General features: G+C 65.3%; 13 protein-coding genes. 2 read left to right on the top strand and 11 right to left on the bottom strand.

Annotated elements, in window-relative coordinates; all coding sequences use genetic code 11:
- Positions 1-104: 104 nt before the first annotated feature.
- Positions 105-806 carry an orotidine-5'-phosphate decarboxylase gene (gene pyrF / locus KCG88_RS28420; protein ID WP_011060084.1) on the bottom strand — a complete coding sequence of 234 codons (702 nt, stop codon included), beginning with the start codon at positions 804-806 and terminating at the stop codon, positions 105-107.
- 316 nt (positions 807-1,122) lie between these two features.
- On the opposite strand from pyrF, the gene KCG88_RS28415 reads away from it, so the two are divergent.
- Together KCG88_RS28415 and KCG88_RS28410 are read left to right on the top strand one after the other, a co-directional pair.
- Positions 1,123-1,887 carry a response regulator gene (locus tag KCG88_RS28415; protein ID WP_011060083.1) on the top strand — a complete coding sequence of 255 codons (765 nt, stop codon included), beginning with the start codon at positions 1,123-1,125 and terminating at the stop codon, positions 1,885-1,887.
- Entirely contained in the window at positions 1,887-2,933 is a 1,047-nt protein-coding gene (locus KCG88_RS28410; RefSeq protein ID WP_047284664.1) for a HAMP domain-containing sensor histidine kinase, read from the top strand. Before KCG88_RS28415 ends, KCG88_RS28410 begins: the two co-directional genes overlap by 1 nt.
- 546 nt (positions 2,934-3,479) lie before the next feature.
- On the opposite strand, the gene KCG88_RS28405 is transcribed toward KCG88_RS28410, so the two are convergent.
- From KCG88_RS28405 to KCG88_RS28360, 10 genes are all read right to left on the bottom strand, one after another.
- A complete protein-coding gene (locus KCG88_RS28405) occupies positions 3,480-4,532 on the bottom strand; it encodes an AI-2E family transporter (RefSeq protein WP_011060080.1) in 1,053 nt (350 codons plus the stop codon).
- Positions 4,533-4,601: 69 nt separating this feature from the next.
- A complete protein-coding gene (locus KCG88_RS28400) occupies positions 4,602-5,405 on the bottom strand; it encodes a DUF4892 domain-containing protein (protein WP_047284659.1) in 804 nt (267 codons plus the stop codon).
- Between the two features lie 8 nt (positions 5,406-5,413).
- A complete protein-coding gene (locus KCG88_RS28395) occupies positions 5,414-6,073 on the bottom strand; it encodes a glutathione S-transferase N-terminal domain-containing protein (protein WP_210713601.1) in 660 nt (219 codons plus the stop codon).
- Positions 6,074-6,123: 50 nt separating this feature from the next.
- A complete protein-coding gene (locus KCG88_RS28390; RefSeq protein ID WP_047284656.1) occupies positions 6,124-6,978 on the bottom strand; it encodes an alpha/beta hydrolase in 855 nt (284 codons plus the stop codon).
- Entirely contained in the window at positions 6,975-7,769 is a 795-nt protein-coding gene (locus KCG88_RS28385) for an alpha/beta hydrolase (protein ID WP_011060076.1), read from the bottom strand. Before KCG88_RS28385 ends, KCG88_RS28390 begins: the two co-directional genes overlap by 4 nt.
- 114 nt (positions 7,770-7,883) lie before the next feature.
- Positions 7,884-8,327 (bottom strand): hotdog fold thioesterase, encoded by a 444-nt coding sequence (locus KCG88_RS28380; protein ID WP_011060075.1) that lies wholly within the window; start codon positions 8,325-8,327, stop codon positions 7,884-7,886.
- A gap of 31 nt (positions 8,328-8,358) precedes the next feature.
- Complete coding sequence (locus KCG88_RS28375) at positions 8,359-10,026, bottom strand: AMP-binding protein (protein ID WP_047284653.1); 1,668 nt, start codon at positions 10,024-10,026, stop codon at positions 8,359-8,361.
- A 171-nt stretch (positions 10,027-10,197) separates the two neighbouring features.
- Entirely contained in the window at positions 10,198-10,647 is a 450-nt protein-coding gene (gene sixA / locus KCG88_RS28370; protein WP_093406499.1) for a phosphohistidine phosphatase SixA, read from the bottom strand.
- Entirely contained in the window at positions 10,644-10,991 is a 348-nt protein-coding gene (locus KCG88_RS28365; protein ID WP_011060072.1) for a DUF4389 domain-containing protein, read from the bottom strand. Before KCG88_RS28365 ends, sixA begins: the two co-directional genes overlap by 4 nt.
- Positions 10,992-11,009: 18 nt before the next feature.
- The gene (locus tag KCG88_RS28360; protein ID WP_047284650.1) at positions 11,010-12,035 is read right to left on the bottom strand and encodes an NAD(P)H-dependent glycerol-3-phosphate dehydrogenase; all 1,026 of its coding nucleotides are present in this window, start codon (positions 12,033-12,035) and stop codon (positions 11,010-11,012) included.
- Between the last annotated feature and the right edge of the window lie 66 nt (positions 12,036-12,101).

The following is a 12,101-nucleotide window of genomic DNA, read 5'->3' as shown; positions in this document are numbered from 1 at the left end:
TCCGTAGGAGCCGGTTTGTCGGCGATCCGCAACGGCGGCCGGAAAGGGCCGCCAACCGCAAAACCGCTATCGCCGGCAAGCCGGCTCCTACAAGAGGAAGCGTGTTACAGGGCCAGTTCGGCCACGACGTCGGCCAGGGCCTTGGCCGGATCGGCCGCCTGGCTGATGGGGCGACCGATCACCAGGTAATCGGAACCGGCATCCAGGGCCTGGCGCGGGGTGAGGATCCGCCGCTGGTCGTCCTGGGCGCTGCCCGCCGGGCGAATCCCCGGGGTCACCAGTTGCAGGGACGGATGGGCGCTCTTCAGGGCCTGGGCTTCCAGGGCCGAGCACACCAGGCCGTCCATGCCGGCTTTCTGCGCCAGGGCCGCCAGGCGCAGCACCTGCTCCTGGGGCTCGATGTCCAGGCCGATACCGGCCAGGTCTTCACGCTCCATGCTGGTAAGCACGGTGACGCCGATCAGCAGCGGCTTGGGGCCGCTGCGCTGGTCCAGCACCTCGCGGCAGGCAGCCATCATGCGCAGGCCGCCGGAGCAGTGCACATTGACCATCCACACGCCCATTTCCGCGGCGGCCTTGACCGCCATGGCGGTGGTGTTGGGAATGTCGTGGAACTTCAGGTCCAGGAACACTTCGAAACCCTTGTCCCGCAGGGTCCCGACAATCTCGGCGGCGCAGCTGGTGAACAGCTCCTTGCCGACCTTGACCCGGCACAGTTTGGGGTCCAGTTGATCGGCCAGTTTCAGTGCGGCGTCACGGGTGGGGAAATCCAGGGCGACGATGATAGGAGTCTGGCAGGCGGACATGAAGGGGCTCTCAGGCAAGTCGAAATCGGCGCGGATTGTAGCGCAAGCCGCGCCGCTCCGGGACCCGATCAGAGGTAAATCCTCCTCAACGGTGCGCAAGAAGGCCGACCTTCCCGGCAAACGCCCCCCACGCCACGGCATTTGTATCAATCTCGATACACTGACGACACGCCGGCAACAATCCCCGGCGCTACCCTCGCCAGCCGCAACACCTTCGAACAGCACTTCCAGCCCCCGGGCTGGACGCCTATGCTGAAGCCACAACCCCGCCGCCGCTCTCAGGCGCCGGCAGCCTACCTGGCAGACGACCGCACCCATGCAGAACACTTCAGCCCCTCTCAACGAAGACGCCAAAGCATTGGTCAGTGGCGACGACAAACGCTGGAACACCCGGGCCCTGATCGTCGACGACGACGTGCCGATCCGCGAGCTGCTGATCGACTACCTGGCGCGTTTCAACATTCACGCCAGCGGCGTCACCGACGGCGCGGCGATGCGCCAGGCCTTGCAGGCCGAGCACTTCGACGTGGTGGTGCTCGACCTGATGCTGCCCGGCGAAGACGGCCTGTCCCTGTGCCGCTGGCTGCGTACCGAATCGGACATCCCGATCCTCATGCTCACCGCCCGCTGCGAGCCCACCGATCGCATCATCGGCCTGGAGCTGGGGGCCGACGACTACATGGCCAAGCCTTTCGAGCCACGGGAACTGGTGGCCCGGATCCAGACCATCCTGCGCCGGGTGCGCGACGATCGCAGCGAGCAGCGGGCCAATATCCGCTTCGACAACTGGCGCCTGAACAGTGTGCTGCGCCAACTGATCTCCGCCGATGGCCTGGTGGTGCCGCTGTCCAACGCCGAATTCCGCCTGCTCTGGGTGTTCATCGAGCGCCCGCGCCGGGTACTGAGCCGAGAGCAACTGCTGGACGCGGCCCGCGGCCGCTCCATCGAGGCCTTTGATCGCAGCATCGACCTGCTGGTCTCGCGCCTGCGGCAAAAGCTCGGCGACGACCCGAAATCACCGCAACTGATCAAGACCGTGCGCGGTGAAGGCTACCTGTTCGACGCCCGGGATATCGGCTGATGCGCGGGCGTTTCGATACGTTGTTCGGCCGCCTGTTCGGCGTCTTGCTGATCGCGATCGTCCTCGCCCACCTGCTGGCGTTTTTCTGGTTTCACCATTACGGGCGCCCTCCTGCGCCACCGCCGCCGCCCGAACCAGGACAATTCAGCGACGCCCAACGCCCGCCCCCGCCCTATCCCAGGCGCCCGCCACGGCCCTGGTTCGGCGGCCCGCTGGTGCCCCTGACGTTCCAGTTCATTTCCCTGATCATTGCTGCCTGGTACGGCGCCAAGCTGTTGTCGCGGCCGATCCAGCGCCTGAGCGCCGCCGCCGAGCGCTTGAGCGAAAACCTCGACAGCCCGCCCCTGGAAGAGGTGGGCCCAAGGGAAGCCCGGCAAGCGGCCAGCACCTTCAACCAGATGCAAAAGCGCATCCGCGAGCAGGTGCAGCAACGCGGGCGCATGCTCGGTGCCGTCTCCCACGACCTGCGCACCCCGTTATCAAGGCTGAAACTGCGCCTGGAACAGATCGAGGACAGCAAGCTGCAAGGGCAGATGCGCCAGGACCTGGATGACATGATCAAGATGCTCGACGCTACCCTCAGCTACCTGCACGAACAACGCACCAGCGAGGCCGAGCAATGGATGGACGTGCAGGCCCTGGTGGAGTCGCTGTGCGAGAACGCCCAGGACCAGGGCGCCGACGCTCAGGCCCAAGGCCATTGCGCCCCCCTGCTGGTGCAGCCCATGGCCTTGCAGTCGTGCATCAATAACCTGCTGGACAACGCCCTGCGCTATGCCGGCCAGGCAACCCTGGCCCTGGAGGACGACCGCGGGCACCTGCTGATCCGGGTCATCGACCACGGCCCGGGGATTGCCGCCGACAAGCGTGAAGCGGTGTTCGAGCCGTTCTTTCGCCTGGAGGGCTCGCGCAACCGCAACTCCGGCGGCGTCGGCCTGGGCATGACCATCGCCCGTGAAGCGGCAGAGCGCCTGGGCGGCCAACTGATCCTCGAAGAAACCCCCGGCGGCGGCCTGACCGCGGTACTGCGTCTGCCCAGGCCTTGAGTGCCTTGTGTAGCGCCAGGTCCACAACGCCAATAGCCAGGGCAATTCCCCCCATGCCGCATGGGCCGGAGCCCCCCCCCCGGTGCTATTCATCTGCAGGAAGTGGGCCCCATGATCGGTAGCCTCAGTAGCAACGGGTAGAGCTATTGCAGCTCCAGCACCACCAGCCGTGGCCAGCCATTGCACATGGAACCGTTCGCCAAACTCAACGGCAACGATGATGGCGCGGTGGCTCAGGACAAGCTCAAAACGCCCTGTCGCAGAACAGCGACAACGGCATCCTGGTCAGTCTGGACAAGCACTTTCGCGACCTGGGCCGCGACAGCAATGGCGGCATCGACAGCGATGAACTAACGGCCGCGTTGCAGGCCGGAAGCAACCAGGACAGCGCCCCCAGGACCCGCAGGCAAACCTTGCCGAAGCCCTGGGCAAGGTGATCGCCAACTTGAGCAAGCAGTGTCAGTTGAACACCCGCAGCCTCGGTGGCAGCGTCAACGTCGCTGCCTGACGCCCCTTGCCGCTCACGGGGGAGCGGCAATCGATGGCTCAGCGCGGCTCCTGGGCCCGGGCCTGGCTGGCGCTCCAGTCCAGCAACAGGCTGTAGGCCACCGCCAGCAGGGTCGGGCCGATAAACAGGCCGATAAAACCGAAGGCGATCAGGCCTCCGAACACCCCCAGCAGCACGATCACCAGCGGCAGGTTGCCGCCGCGGCTGATCAGGTACGGTTTGAGCACGTTGTCCACGCCACTGATGATGAAGGTGCCCCAGATCCCCAGGAACACCGCCATGCCGTATTCGCCTTTCCAGGCCAGCCAGGCGGTAGCCGGGATCCATACCAGGGGCGGGCCCATGGGAATCAGGCTGAGCAGGAAGGTGACGATCCCCAACACCAGCGCCCCGGGCACTCCGGCAATCAGGAAGCCGATCAGCGCCAGCAGGCCCTGGGCCGCCGCGGTGCCGATCACCCCGTTGACTACCCGTTGCACGGTGCCAGCCACCAGGTCGATGTAGTAGCCGGCGCGCTCGCCAATCAGGCGTTCGAGCAACTTGTGCACGAACAGCGCCAGGCGCGGGCCATCGCGGTAGAAGAAAAACACGAAGACGATGCTCAGGGTCAGCTCCAGGATGCCCCCGCCGATCTGCGCGCTGCGAGCCAGCAGCCAGTTGCCCACCTGCCCCAGATAGGGTTTGACCGCCAGCATCAGGGCCGCGCCCTGCTGGTCGATGCTGTTCCACAAGCCCACCAGGCGCTCGCCCACCAATGGCAGGTTGCCGAGCCACTCTGGAGCGGCGGGCAGGCCGTCGACCTGCACGTCCTTGATGAAGGCCGTGGCATCGCGCACATGGTCCGCCAGGTTGAGGCCGAGCCAGACCAGTGGCGCGGCCACCAGCACCATCCAGCCCAGGGTCAGCAGGGCCGCCGCCAGGGATTCGCGGCCATTGAGCCAGCGGGTCAGCAGGCGCATCAGCGGCCAACTGGCAAACGCCAGCACGGCGCCCCAGAACAGTGCTGACCAGAAAGGCGCCATGACCCAGAAGCTGGCACCGAACAGCACCAGGAGCAGGATCTGCACCAGCAGGCGATCGTTATTGGGCATGAAATGTCTCGCGCAAGAAGAACCAGTGAAGAGTAGGCGAACCCGCGAGCGCGGGCTGCCTGAAACAGCTTAACGCAGTAGTTCGAAATGCAGGCCTGCTGCGTCGGTGCTACCGGTTTCCATCCGCGAGGCCAGCACGCCCTGGCCAATCAGCGCCTGGCGCCAGGCTTCGGCCTGCTTGCCGGACAGGCTGATGCGCAGGGTGGTGTCCAGGTTAAGCCCGCGGGACAGCAGGTTGAGCCAGGTGGGCTGGGGCTCGGCGAGTTTCGGCAGGTCCAGCTTGCCGGTGTCCTTGAGCTGGCGCAGCAGGGTAGCCGAAGTGGGTAGCAGGTCCCCCAGCGGCGCGCTGGCGTCGAACTGCTCCACATGCAGGTAGGCCCTGCGGTTACCCCGGGTGATGCTGTACAGGGCTACCAGGGAGTTGTCCTGGGGCGCCGCCAACCGCAGCAGCAGATAGGCCTGCTGTTCATCGGCGCCAAACAGCTTGGCGTTGCCGAATACTTCGTTGGCCCACAGGCTGCTTTCACCGCAATCGCGTGCCTGGCACCAGAACAGCAGCTCGGCGCCCTGCTTTTGCAGCGCCTCCCTGGCCAGGGTGAAGGCTTCGTTGGATGTGCGCTCGGCGGGCAACTGGTAAGTGATGGCGGTGAGCTTGCCGCGGGCATTGACCTGGCCATCGAAACGCAACTGGCCGCTGATACGGCGGATCGAACCCAAGGGGTAGACGCGCTCCTGCTCCACTTCGGGGCGGTAGTCGACGATCTGTGCATCGGCCAGACGGGGGACCAGGGGCAGGTCGTGGCTGCCCGGCAAATCGGCGGCAAGCACCAGGGTGCTTGCCAGGGACAGGCCCAGAACACTGATTGAACGCATGGAAACTCTCATCGGATAAGCATGGCCTGGGCGCCCTTGACGACGCTGGCATCGTCGCTGCGTTGTGGAACCTGCAAGCCTCGCTGCACCGCAGGACGGGCCTCCAGGGCCGCCATCCAGCGTTGCAACGCCTGCAGGCCCTGCACCGAAACCCCGGACCATTCATGGCCGCGCACCCAGGGGAAGGTGGCGATGTCGGCAATGCTGTAGTCGCCGGCCAGGTACTCGGCCTGTTGCAGGCGGCTGTCGAGCACTTCGTACAGGCGCCGGGTCTCGTGCTGATAACGGTCGATGGCGCCTTGCAGCTTCTCCGGGAAATAGCGGAAGAACACATTGGCCTGGCCCTGCATGGGCCCGACCCCGCCCATCTGGAACATCAGCCATTGCATGACCAGCGAACGGCCCTTGGGGTCGGCCGGCAACAACTGGCCAGTGCGTTCGGCCAGGTACACCAGGATCGCGCCGGATTCGAACACCGGAAAATCGCCATTGTCGCGATCGACGATGGCCGGAATACGCCCATTGGGATTGATCTTCAGGAACGCTGGGGCCTTTTGCTCCTTCTTGTCGAAACTCAAGGCGTGCACCTCATAGGGCAGGCCGAGTTCCTCAAGCAGGATGGAAACCTTGTGACCATTGGGGGTCGCAGCGGTGTACAGATCTATCATGGTTGTCTCCCATTTCAACCCGCCCAGCCTCGACAGTTGATCCCGTCAAGTCAAGGAACGGCGAAAAACCGATTGAAACAGTCTGCGACAAAGGTGGCGCCCGCCTCGTCGTTGAGGTGCAGGTGATGCCCCCCGGGCAACTGCTCAACGCTGAAGGGTAGACGCTGCAACAAAGCCTGGTGCTTGGCCAGCATGCCATCGGCCGCCACCACCAGTTGTGTCGGGCAGGCAACCCGCTGAACAAAGGACATGGCCTGCTCCTCTGTCAGGCGCAGCGGCGAAGGCAGGGTCAGGCGGCTGTCGCTGCGCCAGGTATAGCCGCCGGGCACCGGCATCAGGCCGCGCTGGGCCAGCAGTTCGGCCGCCTCGCGGCTGACCGCCACCAGGCCCTTCATGCGCGCCTCGATGGCCCGCTCCAGGGTGGCGTACACCGGCTTGTTCTTGTTCTGCAGATTCAACTGTGCCTGCAACGCCATGCCCAGGCGCTCGGCGGCGTCCTCGCCATTGGCGGTCGGCGGGATCACCCCATCGATCAGGGCCAGGTGGCTGACCCGCTCCGGCATCGCCGCCGAGAGCACCAGCGAGACGATCGCCCCCAGGGAATGGCCTATCAGGGCAAAGCGCTTCCAGCCCAGTTGTTCGGCGGCTTGCAGCACGTCATAGACGTAGTCCCACAGGGCATAGCCGGCCCCTGCCGGGCGATGCCCTGAATGACCGTGGCCCGCCAGGTCCAGGGCAACGATGCGCAGGCCTGCGAGCTTGGGCGCCAGCCGGGCGAAGCTGTTGGCGTTATCCAGCCAGCCATGCAAGGCGATGACCGGCAGACCGTCCTCGGGCCCGAACAGATGGGCCGCCAGTTCGATGTGCGGCAGGTTCAGGCGGACTTCTTCGACGGCGTGGCTCATGCAGGGCTCCGTTGCCAGCGAGTGAACAGCTCCTTGAGCAGCGCCGCGGTGTCCTGGGGGCGCTCAAGGGGAAACATGTGGCCACCGGGCATGGTCAGCGACTCGCCCAGGGGCATGCGCCCGACCGCACTGGTGTGATGGCGCATCACCACCCGGCTCTGCTGTCCGCGCACCACCGCCAGCGGTACCTTGAGCTGGCGCGCACTGCCCGGGCTGGTATGGGGCACGCCGCGGTAGATGCTGATTTCGGTGGCCGGGTCAAAACGCAGGCGCAAGCGATCCCCCACCTGCTGCAGGCCGTGCTGCAGGTAAGCATCCAGGCAATCGGGGTCGAAGGCCCGAAACAGCGTCTTGCGGGAGAAGTAACTGCGGGCGGCCTCGATGTCGGCAAACTCTTCGCGGCGCCCCAGGGTGCGCCCGGCCGGAGTCAGCCGGTCGATGAAGCCCAGGCGCTTGGCGGCGCGGATCACCCATTGGTCGGCCCGGGTCAGCACAGGCGAATCGAGCATCACCACCCCCCGATACAGTTCCGGGCAGCGCAGGGCCGCGTGCAGGTGCAGCACACCCCCCAACGAATGCCCCACGCCCCAGACCGGCTGGGCCTGCTGTTGCAGGTGGTGGATCAGTTCATCCACCAGGCTGCGCCAGTTGTCGTCCACCGGAAAGCGCGGGTCGTGGGCATGCTGCTGCAGATGAGCCACCTCGAATTCCGGCGCCAGGGCAGCAAACAACTTGCCGTACGTGCCGGAGGGAAACCCATTGGCGTGAGCGAAAAACACCTGTTGCGACATACCGACCTATCCATCCACCAAACGAACACCGATTGTCCGCAGGCCCTGGCACTAGGGCAATGACCGTAACGGACAGGAATGCTGACACCCAGGCTCAGCCTATGGCGCGTTGCCTCATTGCGCCGGCGGGTTCTGCCCGAGGGGCACCACCGCCATGGTCAGGCGCGAGACGCAACTGGCCTTGCCTTCATCACTGCTCAGGCGAATGTCCCAGACATGGGTGGTGCGCCCGATATGAATGGCCTTGGCCACCGCCGTGACCCGCCCGGTGCGCAAGCCCCGCAGGTGATTGGCATTGATCTCCAGCCCCACGCAGTAGAACTTGCTGGCGTCGATGCACAGGTAGCTGGCCATGGAGCCGACGGTTTCCGCCAGCACCACCGAGGCCCCGCCGTGCAGCAGCCCGTAGGGCTGGTGGGTGCGATGGTCGATGACCATGCTCGCGGTCAGTGACTGCTCGTCATAGGACTCGAAGCGAATATCCAGCACTTCGCCGATGGTGTTCTTCTGGATCGCGTTCAGTTGCTCGATGTTCGGAGTGGTACGCCATAGACTCATCGCCGCTTCCCTTATGGGTGGTTATTGTCGGTCAATCCTGCCACAGCACGGCTTCGCTGCGCTCGCTCCAGGCTTGAAAACTGCCGCCATAGGTGGCTTCGATCACATTGCGCTTGATCTTCAGGGTTGGGGTAAGAAAGCCGTTTTCCACCGCCCAACTGTCCTTGACCACCACCAGCCGATGCAGCCGCTCGTGCTTGTCCAGGCTGCCATTGACCTGGGCCAGCAGGCTTTCCAGGCTGCTGTGCAAGCCTTCCCGGGCACTGCCGGCGGCGGCCTGCACGCCCGCAGCCGAAAGCACGCACAGGCCCAGGGGGGCAATCAGCCCGTCGCCCACCACGCATACCTGCTCGATATGGGCATGCACCGCCAGGAGGTTCTCGATGGGCGCCGGGGCCACGTACTTGCCCTTGCTGGTCTTGAAGATCTCCTTGAGCCGGCCGGTCAGGCGCAGGTTGCCGGCGGCATCCTGCTCCCCCTTGTCGCCGGTACGCAGGAAACCATCCTCGGTGACGGTTTCGGCGGTCTTCTGCGGGTCCTTGAAATAGCCCTGCATAGTGGCTCCGCTGCGCACCTGGACCTCCCCCGCCTCGTCGATGCGCACCTCGACTTCCGGGCAGGGCCGGCCAATCCAGCCGGGCACATGCTCACCGGAGCGGCCGATATGGGAATAGCCGCAGCTCTCGGTCATGCCGTACACCTCCAGCACGTCCAGCCCCAGGCGTCGATACCAGTGCAACAGGGTCTGGGGCACCGGTGCCGCGCCCGACAGCGCCACCCGCAGCGCGTCCAGCCCGAGCCCGCTCAGCACCTTGTGGCCGACACGCTTGCCGATGAAGGGCAGGCCCAGGAGAAAATCCAGGCGCTTGGCCGGCACCTTGCTGTAGACCCCCATCTGGAACTTGGTCCAGATCCGCGGTACGCCAAACAGCGCGGTGGGCCGGGCTCGCTGCAGGTCGGCGAGGAAGGTATCCAGGCTTTCGGCAAAGAACACCGTCTGCCCGGTATAGATCGCCGCCATCTCGACAAACATGCGCTCGGCCACGTGGCACAGGGGCAGGTAGGACAGCAGCCGGTCCTCGGGGCCCAGGCCGAACATCTGCACACCATGGCTGGCGGCAAAGCCCAGGTTGCCGAAACTGTGCATTACGCCCTTGGGCAGCCCAGTGGTACCGGACGTATAAATGATGGTGGCCAGCTGATCGGCCGCAGGGCTCGGGCTATCCTCGATCGGCGGACAGCGCTGCAGGTCTTCCCAACTGAAATCGAAAGGGCCTTCGGGGGCCAGGGGCAAGCGGATGGTGGGCAGCCCGGCCTTGATCCCGAGCGCCATTTGCGGCCAGTCGTCCAGCTTGCCGATAAAGGCCAGGGCCGACTCGGAATGCTCCAGCACCTGGGCTACCGACTCGGCCGTGAGATTGGGATACAGCGGCACCGAGACATGCCCGGCGATCCAGATCGCCAGGTCGGCGATGACCCAGTGCGCGGAGTTCTTGCCAATGATTGCAATGTGGCTGCCGGGAGGCAGCTGGCGCTCGCGCAGCCATTGGGCGGCACGCCGGGCCTGCTGGCCCACCTCGAACCAGCTCAGTTCCTGCACCTGCCCGCCGGCACTGGGCTGGACCAGAAAGCGCTGCTGGGGATGACGAGCCTCGCGCTCGTAGAACACTTGCAGGGGCAAACGAAAAGCAGCAGACATGACTCGCTCCTTTGTTCTTATTCTGTTCGTGACACCAACCAAGCACTTGCTTGGTGGACTATTCCACGCACAAAGGAGCGCTGCAAGTTAAGAAATGTAGCGGATCGCAACCGGGGATCGGTGGGTTCGAGGCAACAACGGCGGCCCGGGCATGCCCGGCCGCCGCGTCCATCAAGGGTGTGTCACGGCATTCAAGGTCATCAACCCCGCCAGGGGCCAGTCGCCTTCGAGCTCCGCCAGGCTGGCGGTGTTCATCGGCTGCGGATCACGCAGGTGGCCGTGCTGCAACAGGCCGATCAGGTTGCCCACCAGGGGTTGATGGCTGACCAGCAGCAGGTTGTCGGCACTGTCCAGTTGCTCCAGCACTTGCAGCGGGTTGGCCTCGGGGGTGAGCCAGGGCACGGTGCGGATCTCGCCTTCGAACCCCAGGGCCTCGCGCACCAGCTGTGCGGTCTGCTGGGCACGTACATAAGGGCTGACGAGGATCGCGGCGATGGGCTGGCCGATCAGGTGCGCGGCGCTGCCCAGCACTTCCTCGCGACCGTGGGCCGTGAGGTTGCGCTGGGCATCGGTCGGCGCATGGGACTCGGCCTGGCCGTGACGCAGCACCCACAGCTTCACAGCTTGGGCTCCTCGTCACGCACCGGGTGAGGCGCTGGCGGCACGCTATGGGGGGCCTCGCCTTCAGGCGCCCGGGGAGCGGGCCAATCGGCGAACGGCCAGGGTTTCTGTTCGGTATGGAAGCTGCCGAACCGACCGATCTGCGCCAGGAACTGGCTCAGGCTATCGCCGAAGTTCATCAGGCCGGCATTCGGCGCGCCGTAGATCAGGCGATAGATCAACTGCACCAGCACCAGCGCGCCCAGGAGAAATTGCGCCACCTGCCACACCAGCACGAATATCAGCATCCACAGCACCCGCAGGAGGATGGACTCGTATTTGGCTTCGGAATTCGTATCGTTCATGTCTGGCTCCTGTGCTGCTCAGTTGAATCCGCTGGTGGAGATAAAGTCGACGTCGGTTTTCGGCTCGCCGCGCATCAAGAGCTCGATTACCTGGTTCAGCGTACGCCCTTCGAACAGGATCGCGTGCAGGCCGGCCACCAGCGGCATGTAGACCCCCAGCTCCTGAGCCTTGACCTTGAGCACTTTGAGGGTGTTGACGCCCTCCGCCACCTCACCCAGGCGGGTCACCGCCTCTTCCAGGCTCAGGCCCTGGCCCAGGGCAAAGCCCACTTGGTAGTTGCGGCTCTTGGGCGAGGAACAGGTGACGATCAGGTCGCCGACCCCGGCCAGGCCGAGGAAGGTCATGGGGTTGGCGCCCTGGCTCACGGCAAAGCGGGTCATTTCCGCCAGCGCCCGGGTAATCAGCATGCTCTTGGTGTTTTCCCCCATGCCCAGGGCCACCGCCATGCCGGCGATGATCGCGTAGACGTTCTTCAGCGCCCCGCCCAGTTCCACGCCGAAGCGGTCGGCACTGGCATAGACGCGGAAGGTGCGGCCATGCAGCGCGGCCTGGACCCGCTGACAGAGCTCTTCGTCTTCACTGGCGACCACGGTGGCGGTCAGGGCGTGCTCGGCCACTTCCCGAGCCAGGTTGGGGCCGGAAAGTACGCCGATGCGCGCTTGCGGGGCGATGTCCTGGAGAATCTCGCTCATCAGCTTGAAGGTCTGGGCCTCGATGCCCTTGGTCAGGCTGACCAGCAGCTTGCCGCGGAGCAGCTCGGCGTGGGGCGCCAGCACCGAGCGCAGGGCGCTGGAGGGCAAGGCGACAAAGCACAGGTCACTGTCAGTGAGGGTGGCCAGCAGGTCGGTGACCGGCTCCACCGCCGGATGAATCTTGATGCCCTTGAGATAGCGCGGATTCTCGCGGTTGACCCGAATGGCCTCGGCCTGCTCGGGGTCGCGCATCCACTGCCGCACCCGGTGGCCGTTCTCGGCCAGCAGATTGGCCACGGCGGTACCAAAACTTCCGCCTCCCAGGACCGCAATAGGGCGCTGTTGTGTCATATGCAATCCGTTAATCCATAGCAGTGGCGATGGCGGCATTATACGGGGCGGTTTTCTCACCACCAG

The organism is Pseudomonas sp. MWU349 (genome assembly GCF_017947325.1).
In the GTDB taxonomy this organism is placed as follows: Bacteria; Pseudomonadota; Gammaproteobacteria; order Pseudomonadales; family Pseudomonadaceae; genus Aquipseudomonas; species Aquipseudomonas protegens.
Note: the sequence above shows the minus strand (reverse complement) of the source record. Positions and strands in the feature narration are given on the sequence as shown.